This window comes from Niastella populi, from assembly GCF_002078015.1.
GTDB lineage: Bacteria > Bacteroidota > Bacteroidia > Chitinophagales > Chitinophagaceae > Niastella > Niastella populi.
Genome location: NZ_LWBP01000199.1, coordinates 231,034 through 249,882 on the forward strand (window position 1 = coordinate 231,034; position 18,849 = coordinate 249,882).

15 protein-coding genes are annotated in these 18,849 nt (G+C 45.2%); 3 read left to right on the forward strand and 12 right to left on the reverse strand.

The annotated features are described in order from the left end of the window. Positions 1 to 145 precede the first annotated feature (145 nt). From fusA2 to A4R26_RS22515, 4 genes are all read right to left on the reverse strand, one after another. Positions 146 to 2,281 (reverse strand): elongation factor G2, encoded by a 2,136-nt coding sequence (gene fusA2, locus A4R26_RS22500; protein WP_081168745.1) that lies wholly within the window; start codon positions 2,279 to 2,281, stop codon positions 146 to 148. Positions 2,282 to 2,532: 251 nt separating this feature from the next. Then, positions 2,533 to 2,913 carry a hypothetical protein gene (locus A4R26_RS22505; protein ID WP_081168747.1) on the reverse strand — a complete coding sequence of 127 codons (381 nt, stop codon included), beginning with the start codon at positions 2,911 to 2,913 and terminating at the stop codon, positions 2,533 to 2,535. Between the two features lie 266 nt (positions 2,914 to 3,179). After that, a complete protein-coding gene (locus tag A4R26_RS22510) occupies positions 3,180 to 3,737 on the reverse strand; it encodes a hypothetical protein (RefSeq protein ID WP_081168749.1) in 558 nt (185 codons plus the stop codon). A 16-nt stretch (positions 3,738 to 3,753) separates the two neighbouring features. Then, positions 3,754 to 3,993 (reverse strand): hypothetical protein, encoded by a 240-nt coding sequence (locus tag A4R26_RS22515; RefSeq protein WP_081168751.1) that lies wholly within the window; start codon positions 3,991 to 3,993, stop codon positions 3,754 to 3,756. 95 nt (positions 3,994 to 4,088) lie between these two features. On the opposite strand from A4R26_RS22515, the gene dnaG reads away from it, so the two are divergent. After that, positions 4,089 to 6,098, forward strand: a complete 2,010-nt coding sequence (dnaG, locus tag A4R26_RS22520) for a DNA primase (RefSeq protein ID WP_081168753.1) — start codon at positions 4,089 to 4,091, stop codon at positions 6,096 to 6,098. A 213-nt stretch (positions 6,099 to 6,311) separates the two neighbouring features. Here dnaG and A4R26_RS22525 read toward each other — a convergent pair whose 3' ends face one another. The 7 genes from A4R26_RS22525 to rpsO form a co-directional block, all read right to left on the reverse strand. Further along, complete coding sequence (locus A4R26_RS22525) at positions 6,312 to 6,764, reverse strand: hypothetical protein (protein ID WP_081168755.1); 453 nt, start codon at positions 6,762 to 6,764, stop codon at positions 6,312 to 6,314. Between the two features lie 631 nt (positions 6,765 to 7,395). After that, on the reverse strand, positions 7,396 to 9,198 hold the full coding sequence (locus A4R26_RS22530) for an RICIN domain-containing protein (protein WP_081168757.1): 1,803 nt from the start codon (positions 9,196 to 9,198) through the stop codon (positions 7,396 to 7,398). A 574-nt stretch (positions 9,199 to 9,772) separates the two neighbouring features. Further along, on the reverse strand, positions 9,773 to 10,594 hold the full coding sequence (locus A4R26_RS22535; RefSeq protein WP_081168759.1) for a M48 family metallopeptidase: 822 nt from the start codon (positions 10,592 to 10,594) through the stop codon (positions 9,773 to 9,775). Positions 10,595 to 10,907: 313 nt separating this feature from the next. Further along, complete coding sequence (plsY, locus tag A4R26_RS22540; RefSeq protein ID WP_081168761.1) at positions 10,908 to 11,561, reverse strand: glycerol-3-phosphate 1-O-acyltransferase PlsY; 654 nt, start codon at positions 11,559 to 11,561, stop codon at positions 10,908 to 10,910. Between the two features lie 79 nt (positions 11,562 to 11,640). Then, positions 11,641 to 12,456, reverse strand: coding sequence for a 50S ribosomal protein L11 methyltransferase (gene prmA / locus A4R26_RS22545; protein WP_081168763.1), 816 nt, complete (start codon positions 12,454 to 12,456; stop codon positions 11,641 to 11,643). A gap of 117 nt (positions 12,457 to 12,573) precedes the next feature. Continuing rightward, positions 12,574 to 14,721: a polyribonucleotide nucleotidyltransferase gene (gene pnp, locus A4R26_RS22550; protein WP_081168765.1), complete on the reverse strand. Its 2,148-nt coding sequence runs from the start codon at positions 14,719 to 14,721 to the stop codon at positions 12,574 to 12,576. Between the two features lie 172 nt (positions 14,722 to 14,893). Then, positions 14,894 to 15,166, reverse strand: coding sequence for a 30S ribosomal protein S15 (rpsO, locus tag A4R26_RS22555; RefSeq protein ID WP_081168767.1), 273 nt, complete (start codon positions 15,164 to 15,166; stop codon positions 14,894 to 14,896). 440 nt (positions 15,167 to 15,606) lie between these two features. Here rpsO and A4R26_RS22560 point away from each other — a divergent pair, with 440 nt between their 5' ends. Beyond that, on the forward strand, positions 15,607 to 16,692 hold the full coding sequence (locus A4R26_RS22560; RefSeq protein WP_242674990.1) for a glycosyltransferase: 1,086 nt from the start codon (positions 15,607 to 15,609) through the stop codon (positions 16,690 to 16,692). Between the two features lie 3 nt (positions 16,693 to 16,695). Beyond that, positions 16,696 to 17,817, forward strand: a complete 1,122-nt coding sequence (locus A4R26_RS22565) for a glycosyltransferase family protein (RefSeq protein WP_081168769.1) — start codon at positions 16,696 to 16,698, stop codon at positions 17,815 to 17,817. Here A4R26_RS22565 and A4R26_RS22570 read toward each other — a convergent pair. Further along, positions 17,798 to 18,487 carry a cell division ATP-binding protein FtsE gene (locus tag A4R26_RS22570; protein ID WP_081168772.1) on the reverse strand — a complete coding sequence of 230 codons (690 nt, stop codon included), beginning with the start codon at positions 18,485 to 18,487 and terminating at the stop codon, positions 17,798 to 17,800. The genes A4R26_RS22565 and A4R26_RS22570 overlap by 20 nt on opposite strands. Between the last annotated feature and the right edge of the window lie 362 nt (positions 18,488 to 18,849).

Consider the following 18,849-nt stretch of genomic DNA (forward strand, 5'->3'; position numbering starts at 1 on the left):
CACCCGGAGGTAGCTATTATTTATACTAGGGCCAGGTTGGTTCAAAAAGTCAATGTGCTGATTTGCTAATGTGCTAATGAGATGAAATCGCCAACCGCCATCTGCCATCTGTATTCAATTAGCACATTATCACATTAGCAAATTATTACACCAGTTCTTCCTTCGCCGTTTTTGAGTAATCGTCTATCAGCCTGCGCTGCTCATCGAACGGCACGGCAACATAGTCGTAAAACCTCATAGTGAACTTGGCGCGGCCCTGGGTTATCGACCTCAGGGATGAGGAATACCCGTCCATTTCGGCCAGCGGCACCTTGGCGATCACTTTCTGGAAATGGCCCTGGGTATCGATACCTTCCACTATGGCCCGCCGGCTTTGCAGATCGCCCATAACGGCGCCGGTCAAATCGTCGGGACATAACACATCAACCTGGTACACGGGTTCCAGTATCTGCGGGTCGGCCTGCTGAAAAGCCTGTTTAAAGGCCATTAAACCGGCTATTTTGAAAGAAATATCATTACTATCAACCGGGTGCATTTTGCCGTCGTAAACCGATACCCGAACGTCACGAACATACGACCCGGTCAGCGGGCCTGTGTGCATTTTCTCCATAACACCTTTTAAGATCGAAGGCTGGAAGCGATTGTCGATCGCGCCGCCCACAATACAGTTAAAATAAACGAGTTTACCGCCCCAGTCAAGATCATGCACATCGCGGCCGCGAACGGTCAATCCGTGCGGATCGGGCATGCCTTCATGCCAGGGCTCTATCCGCAGGAACACTTCGCCAAACTGGCCGGCGCCCCCGCTCTGCTTTTTATGGCGGTAGTTGGCTTCGGCCATGCGGCGAATGGTTTCGCGGTATGGGATGCGTGGTTTTACGAATTTTACTTCTACTTTATGTAAATGCTCTATTTTCCATTTGGCCACCGCAAGGTGCATATCGCCCTGGCAATGGATCAGCGTTTGTTTTAGTTCCTGCGATACTTCCACTATCAGTGTGGGATCTTCTTCCTTCAACTGGTGCAATGCCTGTGACAGTTTTTCCTCTTCCCCTTTCTTCAGCGTTTCTATGGCCACCGACATATTGGGTGGTGGAAATTCAATGGCAGGCAGTTCGTAATTCTTTCCCTTTACATGCAGGGTATTGTTAACATGCGTGTTTTTAAGTTTAAGCGTGGCGCCTATATCGCCGGCAACCAGTTCGCTGATGTTCGTGCGTTTATTTCCTTCTACCGAAAACAACTGGTTCAGCTTTTCTGTAACGCCGGTTGATTCGTTCTCCAGTTCCATACCGCTTTGAACGGTGCCTGAGTATACTTTAAAGAACGACAATTCGCCAACGTGCGGCTCACTGATGGTCTTGAAAATAAAGATGCAGGCCGGACCGCCGGCTTCGCAGGGCAATGGTTGTCCGCCCTGTGTTTTTTGCGCCGGCATTTCATTGGCGCTGGGACAAACGTTATCTATAAATCCCATCAGGCGGCCACTGCCCATATTCCTTTCTGCCGAAAGACAGAATACGGGGAACAGATCGTGATTGATCATGGCTTTTTTCAAACCGCTTTTCATTTCATCTTCATCCAGCTCGCCCTTGTCGAAGTATTTTTCCATCAGCGTTTCGTCGTTGCTGGCCACCGCTTCAATAAGTTCCTTGTGCAGTTCATCGGCGCGTTCCCGTTCATCGTCGGGTATGGGCAGTTTTTCGGGTTTACCGCCCGTGTCTTTGAATTTATACATGGTCATGCGAAGCACATCGATGATCTCGTGAAAGCCGGCGCCCTGTTGCCGCGGATATTGCACCACAGCCACCTTGCCGCCAAAATGGGCTTTGGCTTCGCGAATGGTTTTTTCGAAATCGGCATTGTCTTCATCGAGCTTATTCACCGCAAAGATCATGGGCGTTTTAAACTGTTCGGTGTAATCCCAGATGATGTCGGTGCCCACTTCAACACCCATAACGGCATTGAGCAGCATAACGCCGGTATCGGCTACCCTGAGGGCCGAGATCACTTCGCCAACGAAATCGTCGTAACCGGGTGTGTCAATGATGTTGATCTTATAACCCCGCCATTTGGTGTGCATTAATTTGGAGAAGATGGAGTTACCGCGTTCCTGTTCCAGTTCGTGGTAATCACCGATGGTGTTTCTTTCGGCAATGGAGCCGCGGCGGGTAATGAGGCCTGCTTCATATAGCATGCATTCCGCCAACGTGGTCTTGCCGCAGCCGGCGTGGCCCAGCAAGACTACATTCTTTACGTGTGAGGTATCAAATTCAGCCATAGCAAACAATTTTTTAAAATGAAGAATAGGTAGTTTTAAAAGGTATGGATGCGGTCCTTCAACTACGCAAGGACTTTTCGGCTGTATTCAGGGGAATGAGAAAAAACGGTATTACGTCTGTGAGGTACGAGGTTAGAAGTATGGGGTAAGAAGTTTGTGAGTTTTCCTGCTTCCTACTTCGTACTTCTCTTGCATAACTATTCATAGCCTGCTTCAGAACGAAAGCAGGTTTACATTATTTACTCTACTTTTTAGGCTATATGGCTCGCAAAGTGCGAGAACTCCTGCTTTACATCGTGCAGGGTATTTTCCAGTTGCTGATAATCGTTGAATAATTTTTCGTGATCGGAGGTCGTGTCGTCTGCCAGTTGCCCATTTGTTTCAGCCATTTCCGTGTTGAGCTTACGGTGGTGATGTTTGATGGCTTGCTTGAGGTCGTGAATGTTAATGAGCTGAATGTGGAACTGATTGTCGAGGTGTTCAATTTCCAGGAGGATGTCTCTGTTGGTTTGGTGCCCGGCAAGATCCTGGAGGCGATGTTTAAGTTGACCGAATTCATCTCGGTAAGAACGCAATGTCTCCCTCCAGGCATTGCATTCTCTTGATAGCTGTGCGATATCAGTAGTTACCATGGGAGAAAATTTATAAATGAAGAAATAAAAGAGCTTCTATTATAGTTGGTCGGTAAGGTGTACGACGGAGTGGTAATCTAATTTAAGAAACATTTGCCGAATAAAATGGGGAAAGGACATAAAAATTATAAACCGGTTGTTAACGGCGGGGAACCGGTTTCTGCTCTTTATTTTTAGCCATGGCGCTAAAGAATATATACAAATTTCTGAAATTCACCAGGTTGCCGGGGGGTAAGTTTTTGAGGATCTCAAGGCTTTGTATGCTGTTAAGGGTTGCACGGCAGGCTTTGGCCCGATTGAATATCCTTTTCAAGTTTTGACAGCTTTTCGATGGTATTCAGTTTTTTTTTATACCTGCCAATACCTAATTTAATTGAAAGTGTGGCCACCAGCCTGAGAAAAAAAATATAAACCCTGAACCGGCAAAAAGGTATTGCTTTGAAAAGCGTTAAATAACATTCTTTGATCTTCTCTTTATACTGGCCAGGTATGGAACCATTTTGAGGATCTGACGTTAACTTTTCTGAAGTGTATAACAATTTTGACGGCAGGCTTCTAACAGTACTGAATTTTATAAGTTCGGGATGGAGGAGATCGAAATATTTGATAATGGCATTTAAACTCATTAAGAACTGCTGATACTTTATGGCTTCTTCAAATGAAAGCTGTGTTTTAACATTGGCAGAAAGAAATATTGCCACCTCGGTTCGTAACTCGCGGAATTTATGTATTGACTGGCCTACGTAATAAACCCTGATAAAAGTAACGTACTGATAAATAAAGAATACGGTAAGGATAATTAATATGCTTATGAATAACCACATAGAATACTGTTTTAGTTTATTTCTTACGGTACCCGATTTCTTCACTGATCATGAATATAAACCTGTCAGAAAGCTTCTGTTCCCTGTCGACAAGCCTTTTTATTTCTTCATTTTTCGCTTTCAGCACTTTCCTAAACCACAGGAACTGCAGGATCAATGTTGCAATTACGAGGGTTAATACCAGGCCGATATAAGGCCCGTAATAGTGAACGATTTCAGATAAGGTTGGCAACCTCGCACTTAATCCTTCCTTCATTTTTACCCAAACATATTATTTTTTTTAATGCCTCTTTCCCTCATCCTCCATTTCTTGTCCAACATCAATTTCCAAATTATTAAATTTGCCAATCAATGATCAGTCAGCAAACCATACAGCAGATTTTAAGCCGCATAGATATAATTGAAATTGTAGGCGGTTTTATAAAATTGAAGAAGAGAGGCGCTAATTACCTGGGGCTTTGCCCGTTCCATGGTGAAAAAACACCTTCTTTCACCGTTTCTCCGGCCAAGGAGATCTATAAGTGTTTTGGCTGCGGCCGCAGCGGTAATACCATCAGCTTCATTATGGAGCATGAGAAGTATTCCTATGTGGAAGCCCTGCGCTGGCTTGCTGCAAAGTATAATGTTGAAGTGGAGGAAACAGCCGTCAGCCCCGAAGTTAAGCAACAGCAGATGGTGGCCGACAGCCTTTTCATCCTGAATAATTTCGCCCGGCAGTACTTCTCTAAAAACCTGTTCGAAAGCGAGGAAGGCCAGGCCATTGGTTTAAGCTACCTCAAAGAACGTGGTTTCAGGGAAGAGATCATGGAGCGCTTTCAACTGGGGTATTGTTTGCAAACCCGCGATTCCTTTGCGCAAACCGCGCTTGCCGCCCAGTACAGTATCGAGAACCTGCAAAAGAGCGGATTGGTAGTGGTGCGTGACGATAAACCGCTGGATAATTACCGCGGCCGTATCATTTTCCCGGTGCATAACCAAACGGGCAAGGTGATCGGTTTTGGGGCCCGCATCATTGGTAAAAGCGACCGGGCGCCCAAATACATCAACACGCCTGAGAACGAAGTATATATAAAGAGCAAGATCCTGTACGGAACATACTTTGCCCGGCAGGCCATCGATAAGTTCGATGAATGTTTACTGGTTGAAGGGTATACCGATGTGCTTTCACTGCACCAGGCCGGCATAGAGAACGTAGTGGCTTCGGGCGGTACTTCGCTTACCATGGACCAGCTGCGGCTTATAAAGAAGTACACCAATAACCTCACCATCATTTATGACGGCGATGCCGCCGGCGTAAAAGCCGCCCTGCGTGGTTTGGATATGGCCCTCGAAGAAGGCCTGAATGTAAAGCTGGTATTGATCCCCGATAAGGAAGACCCCGATAGTTATGTAAATAAAGTGGGCGCAGCCAGCTTCCGCGATTTTATCGATAAGAATAAAAAAGACTTCATCTTATTTCAACTCGAAGTACAGATGAAGGATGTGGGCAACGATGCCAGTAAAAAAGCAGCGGTAGTGACCCACGTAGCCGAAACCATTGCCAAGATCAACAAGCTCGAAGATTTTACCAAACAGCAGGATTATATCAAAAAGTGCGCTGAACTATTGCGTATAGAAGAGGGCGGACTGGTTAACCTGGTGAATAAATTCATCAGGGAAAAAGTGGCTAAGGACGAAGCGAAACATCAACAGCAACCTGCAGATTTCGGCCAGTATTATGAAGATAATGCAATGCAGGGCGAAGCTGGCAATTACAGTGATGAAAGCTTCAATCTCATCTTCAAACATGAAATGCAGGAAAAGGCGCTTTTGAAAATTTTGCTTGAACATGGCATGACGCCCTGGGACCATCAGCAAAAAATAGCCGAGTATATCTTCAATGAGGCCATCGTTGAAGAAATGCTGGAGAATCAAACGATCGCAAAGATCATGAAGATGTATAAGGATATGATGGCCAGTAACCAGGAGCCAACCGATAAAGACTTTATATTCTCCCAGGAAAATGATATCAGTACGCTGGTGGTAAGTTTATTGAACTCACCATATGAATTAAGCGAACGCTGGCAGGCTGAAGCGCAGCAATTCTCTTCACTGGAACAGGGCTTTAGAAAATACCTGAACATGGAATACAAGCACAAGCCCCTGACGAAAGAGGAGAAAACGTATAAAGATGATGTAATATCCACCTTGCAGCACCTGAAGCTGAAAAAGATAAAACACCTGATGGAACAAAACCTCGGCGACCTGGAAGCCAATAATTCTTACGAGAAGTTTCTGGAATTATTACCACCGCATCTGCACATCAAGGAAATGGAAATGGAGATCACGAAGATGACGGGTATAGTATTTAAAAAGCTTTAAAGGCAAAAGAGAGATAGAAAGCCTGAAATTAATCAGCGACTCCGGATTTTAGCCATTTGCGTGTAGCGTTAAGCGTTCGGCGTTGAGCCCTCCCTTTTAACGAATTAACCCCGCTCCGGACTTCATCCTGGCGGGGTTAAAAATTAATTTAATTTGCTGTCGTGATGAGACAGTTTACATGCTTAGTTAAAAATGCACGGGAAAATGTTGATCTTAATTTACCATTGCAGGCGCAGGAGCAACTGATCTCTTTCTGCCACCAGCACTGGCTTTTACTGTGGGGGTGGCCCTGTTGAACCGGACAGCGGTCCATACATGGTCTAAAGCCACTTCACCAGCGTTATCAAAGCCGGCGTTTTTTACGCCATCCCAACTGCATCCCCTGCTGAGGTCGGTAGCAATTTTTGAAGTGCTTTTTGGATAAGCAATCCAGAACTTGCTTTCTTCCTGGAGGGCGGGAAGAACATCCCTTAAAATGCAGTTTAATTGATTTTCGTTTACTGCGAACACCAGAGCAAAGTCAATCTTACGGGTTTTTAACAGTGGTGTTACATTTTTGGCAAACGATAATTTGGCAAATTGCTTCTCAATAGAGGAAGGCAAACCCTGAATTAAAACGTTCTTTTCTTCCTGTAATTGAAGCTTTTCTAACAAATTTTGCGACATGCCGAAGGTTTTTGTAATAAGCTTTTCAGGTTATAAAAAATAGACGGGATTGCAAAGGTATGAAATGTTGTTCACGGGATAAAAAAAAAATAACAACATTGGTGCAGCGTATTAAAATCTGCACCAAATGCTGTTAAAATTTATAGGATGGGTTTAATCTAAAACCGTCAGCCTCAGGCTGCAAGCCGTTATCGCCTGCAAATACCGAGGTTATAAAAAATATTGGTGAACAGGTGTAGCTAAAGTGTTTTGCCACTCAAAAAAACCGCTAAACCCCTTCATATAATGAATTGTATTATGTGTACTAATGACAAAAATGACATTCCATCAGCTTGCAACACCGCCTGAACTTAAAGCTGTATACTTCATCTCGCCTCAGGCTTTAAACTTTAACCTTTAGCCTGCATTGTATTAGCGTGCGGCGTGCAGCTGTATTTCCCTGTATTTGTATTCGCTTTAGGCTTTGGGCTTTCTCCTTTCGCCTGTATTTGTATTCGCGTGCAGCTTGCAGCCGTATTTGTATTCACTTAGAACTTTAAACTAAGAACTGCGAACTATGAACTATAAACTGCGAACTGCGAACTATGAACTATAAACTGCGAACTGCGAACTATGAACTGTGAACTATGAACTATTCCAGATTTATCTTCCTGAAACGGTGACTATCATTATCGGTAACATTGGTGTTCACTGCAAATAATGTCCATTGCTGACGGCTTTTGCCTGTATAACCGGTTTGCAATACTGCCGCGCCATTGTTAGCCGAACCGGCAAATACGTCAAGCACTTTGCCGCTTGCTTTATTAACCAGTTTGCATTCGCCTTTATTACCAACTTCGATTAATCGCCACAGTTGGCTGTCATTCTCTTTTGTATCTTTTAAACAGATCTGAACATGTTCTTTGGTTCCGCCCGGCACATCGAGGGCGCGACCGCTTACCATACTGGTGATGCGGTACCACCCCTCCCCTGCATAATCGAAACGCCAGCACTGACAGTTCAACCCGCTCCAGGCCGTTTGGGTAACCTTAGCCAGTTGATTGCCCGAGCAATTGCGGGTGTTCAATACTTTTTTACTGCTCACATTGGTAATGCGGTAAACGCCATTGGCAACGGTCATGAATTTTATTTCCTTTCCATCCTCTATCGTTTCTTTCTGCATAACGAAGTCGGCATACTTGTGCCAGTTCCAGTATTTACCGGGGTCTGTATGGGTTTGACCATTGAAATGCTGATGTCCTTTTATACTGAAAGCTGCCGACAGCAGGTGGGCCCCGGCCGAAGCAGCGCCGCGGTAACAGGTTGTTTCATCGATGGAACGCCGGGCACAGATATCACGCACCAATGCAGCCGAAGAGCGGTATAGTTTGTCTGTGTACCATTTATTACCGTTCTGAATATATCCTTCATGTTCGATCCCTATTGTATAAGCATTGGCATTTTGTGCATGCAATGCCATATCGCCTTCTTTCACCATTTGCGTTATTTGTCCATCGCCCGACCGTACAATGTAATGCGATGATCGGTGTGCGCCGCTATTCCTGAACCAGGAAATAGTGGCGGCATAACTTCCCTGCGTAGTATGAATGGTTACATGGGTGATCTTGCTGCCATTGCGCCCGCTTTGGTAATTGCTGTTGTTTGCTTTTACGTACAGCGCCGGCTTATAATCTGCCTCCGTTACTACAGCCTCATGAGTGCTGACTGCAGTTTCTACATGCGTAGCCGGGATGATAGCGGTGGTAAAGGGTTGCACCGTTTTGTTATTGCCGTATGCAATGCTGTCCTTCTCTACGTTGATCTCGATGGCCGGTGATCGTAGTTTTTTCAATAAAGGCGCCGGGAAGATCTGTTCCATCCCGATCTTAACCGGCGCTCTTTTCAGCGAAGCGGTAGTAAACCCGTTTCGCAAGTGATCATATATATCATATTTGTACAGGGCCAATGCATACCTGTTGATCACCGAACTGTCGTTGGGAAACTCAGCCAGTTTATCAAATATCTCCGCAAACGCTTCCGGGCTGAGCTTTACATCAATTTGTTTGAAGCTGGCTTCACGGCTCAGGAACTTGGCTACCGCAAGGATCTGTAACCGAACATCTTTGTTGTATTGCTCAGGTGTAATGTTGCTGCTGTTGCAAACCGTTAGCAGGTTGTTTTTGAAATAACCGCGGCCGTTCTCAACAAGTGCGAACAACCCATACCGTTGTGGCATCCCGGTGCAGTTACCGGCATCGGTTGCAGACGGCTGCAGGTTCGTCATGCGTGAGGCAGAATAAGCTGCCGCTTCCAGTACGCCGTTCGGAATGTTTGGATAGCGCCAGTAAGCCTCTTCAAAATATGTTTCCAAACCTAAAATGGTTTGTTGTGCCTGTACCAGCAAATGAAACATGATTCCCACGGTAGTTAGTGCAAGCAATTTCAGCTTTCTCATAAATACACGGGTTTATTTTATACTAAGTTTTAAGTAAACTTTCCTGCTTTATAGATGATGGTTTGGTTACACTTTTATAACGGCGGTGTGCCGCAATCGCCCTTAACGAATGCAAGATCTTACTGCAAACTGTTGGCATTGCCAATAGCAGACCCGGTAATCATTGCCGATTAACGATTGACGATTTACGATATAGCGGATATATGGACCTTTCCGACGGTGCTGTTATTCTAAGATCCGGTGTGGGGTAAACGTACCGGTAGTGTAAAACGGGTAAGATAAATCAGACGATAACCGCGTATACATATAACAGCTTGTTCAGGCTAAGATGCTGTTGCGAAATTACAGGGGGGTAGAAAACAAGCTATGTGCCACTTTTATGATTACAAATCATAAAAAAGGTTAGAAAGCAGTTAGATTATGCACATTCAGATAAACTGTATGCGATTATTACGGAAAACCATAGTAAATATACCCGGCAGACCCATTCATAAGAAAACTTGCAGTATTTTTTCGGAACATAAAAAAAGCGCTCCCACAAAGTGGAGCGCCCTGGTAATATTATAAAAAACCACTATTTGCCAACAGGTTTGTAGTATTTCATAGCTTCAGGCATCAATTCACGCAGCCTGGCTATACGGGTATCTTCGGCCGGGTGGGTGCTCAGGAACTCTGGTGGTTTAGACCCTCCTGAGGCGGCCTTCATTCTTTCCCATAAAGGAATAGCTTCCTGTGGATTGTAACCGGCCATTGCCGAGAATATAAGGCCATAGCGGTCGGCTTCCAGCTCCTGTTTACGGGAAAAAGGCAATAAGGCGCCTACATTGCTGCCGATACCATAGGCGCTCAGCAGAATGTTCTGCGCAGCGGCGCTTTTATTGGCAATGGCAGTTTGTAAGGCCACACCGCCCAACTGCTGCAGCGAAGCCTGGCTCATTCTTTCATTACCGTGTTTGGCAAGGGCGTGGGCAATTTCATGGCCAACCACCACCGCCAGCGCGGCTTCGTTCTGTGTAATGGGCAATAAACCGGTATATACTACGATCTTACCGCCGGGCATACACCAGGCATTCACTTCTTTCGAATCAACCAGGTTGTATTCCCATTTATAGCCCTCCAGTTCTTTTGTCAGGCCTTTCTGGGAATAATACCGATTGATGGCCTGTACAAGCCTGGCGCCTACCCTGCGCACCATTTCAGCGTCTTTATTGGCGCTGGCGCTTACTACTTTATTCTCGGTTAAAAACTGCTGGTATTGCTGGGCGGCCATTGACTGAATGTCGGCTTCATTGTACAACGATAATTGATTCCTGCCTGTAATTGAGTTCTGCGAGCAGGAAGCTATGCCTGTTGCCAAAACAGCGGCAAACATAACTTTATACATGACTTGTTTCATTTCCTTGTGTATTTACTTCATTTTATTTAAACAATCCTTATACCAACCTGTTCGGTGAAACAACAAATTCCTGTGTTGACCGCAGAATGTAACTCATTCTTTTACAAACTTATAAAATCAAAGCAATACCATCAAATTAAGAAAATCAACAAGGTTATTTTTAAATAATAACAATTATTGATGTGTAGGTGGGAATTAATTGCCACAAATAGCCTACCGCCCGCTTACCGTGTAACGGCAAACTGAACAACTGAACAACTGAACAACTGAACACTGAACAACTGAACAACTCAGGAATGCCTATGAATTATGTCTATTTACTGCGTCTCCGTTCTTTACGGCGATCGCGGTACTTTAAGATAGGCACTTTGCTTTCGCTGCCGCGCAATAAACGGGTGATGTTCTTTTGATGAGTGAGCACTACCAGCAGGGCCACAGCAATGGCAAAAGCCCTGTACAATGGTTCTTTTTCATTGAAGATGACGAGAATGAAAACCGCGAAGGCTATGCTGGCTAAAATAGAGCTGAGTGATACAAACCGGGTAAGGTACAATACCACCAGGAAAATGCCCACACACAGTACAGCCACCAGGGGCTGAATGGCGAGGATCATTCCAAACAGGGTGGCAACTCCTTTTCCGCCCCGGAAATCGGCCCAGATAGGGAATATATGACCCACTACGGCGGCCAAACCAAGACCAACCATAAAGTTGGTTCTTTCCAACTCGCTGTGCGTATAATATGGGAGAAGAATGTATAAACTGGTAGCGGCTACGCCCTTGAGCATGTCAATGATCATGACAAATGTGCCCCAGCGGGAGCCTAAAACACGGAAAGTATTGGTAGCACCGGCATTTCCACTGCCGTAATCACGGATATCGATTCCAAAAAATGCTTTACTAACCCAAACTGCTGTTGGAATAGAGCCGATCAAATATGCTATTACAATGAGTAAAGCTTCTTTCATTGAATAGTTGGTTGAAGTTAGATAACGAAAATATGGAAAAAAAGTTAATTAATTGATAACTATAAGGTTCCCGGAGTTATTATTTTTTAAACAGCAGGCACATCCAGTCGCCTTTTGCCTTATAATCAATCACTCTCAATCCATTGTCTTTTGCGCACTTTTCAATATCAGGCCTGTCACCCGTTAAAAGTCCACTCATAATTACAACGCCACCCAGTGTTAAATGTTGTTTAATTCCGCCCATATTTGCCAGTAAAACATGTTTATTGATATTGGCCAATATGATGTCGAATTCGGTAGGCATTTGTAAGCTGTCTGCCCGTGAAAGTGCAATGTTCGAACAGTGATTAAGCGCTATATTTTCTTCGGCATTGGTGATGCTCCATTCGTCGTTGTCGATAGCTGTAACACTGCCGGCACCCAGCCGTTCGGCCAGTATTGCCAGTACGCCGGTGCCGGTTCCGAAATCAAGTACGTTCTTTCCCTTAAAATCGTATTGCTGCATGTTTTGGATCATCAGGTGCGTGGTGGCGTGATGACCGGTACCGAAGCTCATTTTAGGCGTAATGATAATTTCATGCTGCACCTTTTCCAGCGGCGCATGAAAATGGGCGCGGATACCACAAAAATCATCGATGACCACCGGTTGAAAATGCTGCTCCCACTCCGCATTCCAGTTCCTCGGCGCTATCACCTCTTTGGTTATGGCCGTACCGGTACCTGCAACCAGTTGGTAAGTGTCTGCTTCGTTGTATTGGTCGTCAGGGATATAGGCAGAAATATGATTCACGCCTTCTTCAAAACCTTCGTAATTAAGTTCTGTAAGTTGCGCCAACAGTATCTCCTGTTGTTCCTTTGTTACCGGTTGAAATTTGATATGAATATAGTTCTGCATTTACGTTAACTCGTTGACAAGTTAACTAGTTAACGGGTTAACTCGTCAACTAGCTTAAATAAAAGAAGGTCTGCATTTTCATTACAGACCTTCTTTATATTTCAATAGTTTGAATTACTATGCTGTCGGCCCTTCCGGTTTCTTTCCTTCAGGTTTTGGCATCAGGATCTTACGGCTCAGTTTGAACTTGCCGGTCTTGTGATCGATACCGATCAGTTTCACTTTCACCTTCTCGCCTTCTTTCAGCACACCTTCCATTGTTTCCAGGCGTTTCCAGCTTATTTCACTGATGTGTAACAAACCTTGTTTGCCAGGCAGGAATTCAACGAATGCGCCGAACTCTTTAATGCCTTTAACAGTGGCTTCGTATACCGAACCTACTTCAGGAACGGCAACAATGCCTTTGATCCAGGCAACAGCTTTGTCAAGCCCTTCTTTGGCCGGACTAAAGATGCTGACCTCGCCGTAGTTACCAACTTCTTCAATGTTGATGGTAGCGCCGGTTTCGCGTTGAATTTCCTGAATGATCTTGCCCTGGGGCCCTATCACCGCACCAATGAATTCCTTGTCGATAAACAATTTCTCCATTCTCGGTGCATGAGGTTTCACCTCGCTTCTGGCTTCGCCGATGCTCTCATACATCGCTTCAACGATGTGCAGGCGGCCTTTACGGGCCTGCTCCAGCGCTTCACGCATAGTGTTCATGCTTAAGCCATCGATCTTGATATCCATTTGCACCCCGCAAATACCATCGCGGGTACCGGTTACTTTAAAGTCCATATCACCAAGGTGATCTTCATCGCCAAGGATGTCGGTAAGAATGGCGTATTTGCCATCGCTTGCGCGGGTGATCAATCCCATAGCCACACCACTTACGTGTTTTGGAATGGGTACACCGGCATCCATCAACGCCAGTGAACCGGCGCAAACAGTGGCCATGGAAGAAGAACCATTCGATTCAAGAATATCGCTCACGATACGAACCGTGTAAGGATACTCATTGCCGGGCATCATTTTCTTCAGCGAACGCATGGCCAGGTTACCGTGACCAACTTCGCGGCGGCCGGGGGCGCGCATCATTTTCACTTCACCGGTTGAGAATGGCGGGAAGTTATAGTGTAAAATGAATTTTGTGTAATCAGACACAGCCGCGCTCTCTACCAGCAGTTCATCCAAAGGCGTACCTAAGGTAACAGTGGTCAGCGACTGCGTTTCGCCACGGGTGAACAGCGCAGAACCGTGTGGTGAAGGCAGAACGTCTACTTCCATGTTGAGCGGACGAACCTGGTCGAGCTGACGGCCATCCAAACGGATACGGTCGTCGAGGATCATGTTACGAACCACTTCCCATTGCAGATCGTCGAAATATTTTTTAGCCAGCTTTTTCACATTGTCTTCCACTTCTTCGCCGAGGCTGGTGATCAGTTCATCTTTCAATGCATCGATAGCATCGCTTCTTTCGTGTTTTGCAGAAGCAGAGCGGCTGATCTGGTAGATCTTATCCTTTGCAAAGTCGGCCACTTTTTGTTGCAGCTCGGCATCCTGCTCGGGTTTTGTATATTCCCTTTTGCCGGTTACCCCTTTTTTAGCCCGCAGTTCTTCCTGTGCTTTGATCTGAACGCGGATGGCGTCGTGAGCAATTTCCAGGGCCTTTACCAGGTCTTCTTCGGCACATTCTTCGGCTTCACCTTCCACCATCATCAGGTTTTTGTCGGTAGCGCCAATGATGAAATCCATATCGGCCTTTGCCAGCTCGGTACGGCTGGGGTTAACTACGAACTGACCCTCGATGCGGGCAATACGCACTTCAGAAATGATCTCCTTAATGGGAACATCTGAAACGGCAAGCGCCGCAGAAGCAGCCAGGCACGCGAGTGCATCGGGCATTACTTCCTTATCGCTTGAAACAAGTGTAATCAATACCTGAACATCGCATAAATAATCTTCAGGGAAAAGCGGGCGTAAAGCACGGTCGATCAAACGGCTTACCAGTACTTCATAATCGCTCAGTTTACCTTCGCGTTTGAAGAACGAACCGGGAATACGGCCGGCAGAAGCAAATTTTTCATTGTAATCAACTACCAGGGGAAAGAAAGATTGTCCTTCTTTAGGCTCTTTGTTGGCAACAACAGTGGCCAGAATTATACAATTGCCCTGGCGAACTGTAACGGCTCCGTCGGCCTGACGGGCCAGGCGGCCGGTTTCAATAGAAACCTCGCGTCCGCCCCCTATATCAAAAGTTACGCTAATTGGTTGAGAGAGCATACTAAAAATGTAGTTTAATGGTCGCTATTAAAGCCTGCAATAGGTGGGATGTAGCGCCGGCAATAAGCAGCAACCGGTTATTTAAAACAACAAGTTCAGAAAAAAAGTATAGCAAAAACAACTATTCCCAACCGGAAAACAGTTGGGAATAGTTGTTTATTATAATATAAACTTATTTTCTGATTCCAAGTTTTTCGATTAAAGCACGGTAACCTTGCAGGTTATGTTTGCTCAGGTAAGTGAGCAGGCGCTTACGTTGACCCACCAGTTGCATTAAGCCACGGTGAGTAGAGAAATCCTTCTTATTTTGTTGAAGGTGTAAAGAAATACTGTTGATGCGTTCTGTCAACAACGCAATCTGGCCCTCAGTGGAACCTGTGTTTTTAGCATTGCCACCATATTGTGCAAATACGCTCGAAACTTTCTCTTTAGTTAAATAAGGCATCTCAATTTTTTTAAAAACATCCAGAAATTATCTTCTTAATTTGGCGGCAAAGGTATGTAAAAATTATAATTGAGTGGAATTTTTTAGAAAGAAAAACCTGTTTTTGCCTGTTTTACAGTACTGAAATCAAGCAGTTTGTGGTTTATGGTTTGTAGTTTCTGGTTGACTCCTCATTTTGAGGCTCGCCTTCAATTGTTTAGACTCAAAAAATGATAAAACATAAACCGATTGCCTTATTTTGAGGCTCGAAATTACTCAGAGATCTGAAAGAAAGAACTACAAACAACAAACCACAAACAATAAACAAGTGCTATTTTGAGGCCCGAAATTAGTTATACATTCCAAAATTGAACGAACCATAAACCATAAACTATAAACCATAAACGCTAACTAATTATCTGTCAGCTACATATAGTAAAAAAGTTACCCTTACAAACCCAATGAAACGGCTTGTTTTCGCAGTTACAAATGATCTTAATTACGATCAGCGGATGATTCGCATTTGCACATCTCTGGCCGAAGCCGGTTATGCGGTAACCCTCATCGGCCGGCGATGGGGCAACACCCCGGCCCTGGTGCCCCGCCCTTTCGTTCAAAAGCGGCTGTTTTGTTTTACCCGCACCGGCAAATTAAGTTACCTCGAATACAACCTGCGGCTGTTTGTCTATTTATTGTTCAAAAAAGCAGACGCGGTTTGCGCCATCGATCTCGATACCATTCTCCCCTTTTATTATATTTCCAAACTAAAACGCCTTCCCCGCGTTTATGATGCACACGAGCTGTTTTGCGAAATGAAGGAAGTGGTTACCCGGCCGGCGGTATACCGGGTTTGGAAATGGGTAGAAAAACATACCGTTCCTCATTTTAAATATGGCTATACCGTAAATGAGGCCATTGCCGCGGAATTTAACCGGTTATACCAGGTGCAATACGATGTGGTACGAAATGTGCCCGTGCTGCACCCGATCGCAATACCCGATAAACAGGAAAAATATATTTTGTACCAGGGAGCGGTGAACGAAGGCCGGAGTTTCGAAACGCTGATCCCCGCAATGAAATATGTAAATGCCCGGTTGATCATTTGTGGCGACGGCAATTTTATGGAGAATGCCCGCCAACTGGTGCAGGAACATGGGTTACAGGAGAAGGTTATATTCAAGGGTAAAATATTACCTGCCCGGTTAAGACAATACACATTGAATGCCTGGGCGGGGGTTACGTTGTTTGAAAATAACGGCATGAACAATTATCATTCACTTGGTAACCGGTTCTTCGATTACCTGCATGCCGGTTTGCCGCAATTGTGTGTGAATTACCCGGCTTATTCAGCAATAAACAATCGGTACCAGATCGCTGTTCTTATTAATGATCTGTCGCCCGAAGCAATAGCCGGGGGACTAAATGAATTATTAAATAACATAAAATTATATAACCAGTTGCAACAAAATTGCTTACAGGCCCGTGAAGCCATTAACTGGCAGCAGGAAGAAAAAAAGCTATTGGAGTTCTATAAAAACATATTCTAGCCAGTGGAAAAGCATGTACATATCATTTCATTCGACGTACCCTACCCGGTTGATCATGGCGGCTATTTCGACCTTTTTTATAAACTGGTAGCGCTGTATCAGCAGGGCATCCGTATCCATTTACATTGTTTTGAACACAAACGCAGCCAGCAGGAGGAACTGGAGCAGTATTGCGCCGAAGTTTTTTATTATCCGCGTCAGTGCGGTCACAAAGGTTTCTCCCATAAACTGCCTTACATAGTAGCATCCCGCACCAATGCAGAACTGGAAGAAAGGTTACTGAAGGACAGTCACCCCATTTTGCTGGAAGGTGTACATTGTACCTACCTGTTACAGGACGAACGTTTCAACAGCCGCAAAATGGTGCTTCGCCTGCACAATGTGGAATATAAATACTACAAACAGTTATTCCATTCAAGCCATTCCCTCTTCAAAAAAATGTATTACCTGAATGAGAGCAGGCTGCTGAAACAATACGAAGAAAGTATTGCCAATAAAGCGCTGGTACTGGCCGTATCGGAACAGGATTCAAACACCTACCGGAAAGAATTTGGCGCAAAACAGGTAGCTACCCTGCCGGTTTTTTTACCATTTAGTGAAATTTCGGCGCCTGAAGGCGTAGGCTGCTTTTGTTTATACCATGGCAACCTGTCGGTAAACGAAAATGAAGAAGCGGCCATTTGGCTAATAAAGAAAGTGTTCAACGATCTGAAGATCCCACTGGTGATCGCAGGCAAGCATCCTTCACCCAGGTTACAGCGTATAGCCAATAAGTATGGTAATGCCTGCCTGGTGGCAGATCCATCTGAACAGGAAATGCAGGATATGATCGGCAAGGCGCAGATAAACATACTGCCATCCTTCAACGTAACAGGAGTTAAGCTGAAATTGCTGAATGCCCTCTTCAACGGGCGGCATTGCCTGGTAAATGAAGCTACGGTACAAAGCACGGGACTTGAATCGGCCTGCCATATCGGAAACAATGCTACGGCTTTCAAAAGCCAGATCGTTCAGTTGTACCGGCAGCCATTTGCGGAAGAAGAGATCCGTTTGCGAAAAACGTTACTGCTTTCCACATTCGACAATAAACGCAACGCACAACGGCTTATTCAATGGTTATTTTAGCATTGTCAATAACCCGGCCTCTTTCGGTACGTACCGTACGGGCCGGGTATTTATTGATAACGATGTAGTCGTGTGTAGCCATTACGATAGCGGTACCATAATCGCGGCTGATGTGGAACAACAGCTGCATGATCTCATCGGAAGTTTCGGGATCGAGGTTACCGGTAGGCTCATCGGCCAAAATCAGCTTGGGTGAATTGAGCAGGGCGCGGGCGATATCAACACGTTGTTGTTCGCCGCCGCTTAACTCGAATGGCATTTTAAAGCCTTTGGCTTTGAGGCCGACCTTATCGAGCACATCGAGGATCTTTTCATCCATCAGCTTTTCATCCTTCCAGCCGGTGGCGCGCAGCACAAAACGCAGGTTATCGTTTACATTACGATCGGTGAGCAACTGGAAATCCTGGAAAACCACGCCAAGGTTACGGCGAAGGAAAGGAACTTTTTTCCAGTCCATATCACGCAGGTTAAAACCTACCACGGTACCATCTCCTTCTTTCAGGCGCAGATCGCCATACATGGTCTTCAACAGGCTGCTTTTGCCGGTACCTGTTTTACCAACCAGGTAAACGAATTCCCCTTTTTGAACTTTAAAGTTTACATCCTGTAAAACAAGATTGTTCCCCTGATAGATATTTACGTGCTTTAGGTCAATGATGTTCTCCTGCATACTGATCCGTTAAGTTGTAACAAAAATAAGCAATTCGGGCCAGTTACAAATTTTGGATTATACCACAATTGAAGGCCCCAATGTGAATAAGCTCAGCGATTTAGAAATTTCAGCGTTTGCCCCACCCTAAGCGGGGTTTATGAGCACCGTCAGGCTCAGGTATTATCAGCGGATAAAATACTGGTTAGCAATGACCGTAGAACCCCACTAATATATTGTTAATTCCCGATATAGACAAGGAGGAGTTGTAAGGTCGATAAGTTGACCAGGCGCCGGACACCGTAACTTCCTTACAGTATCCGGCTTGATTTCGCAAAATAAGCCCGGCAGGGTTCCGCCCTTGCCAGGTGCGGCTTTCAGCG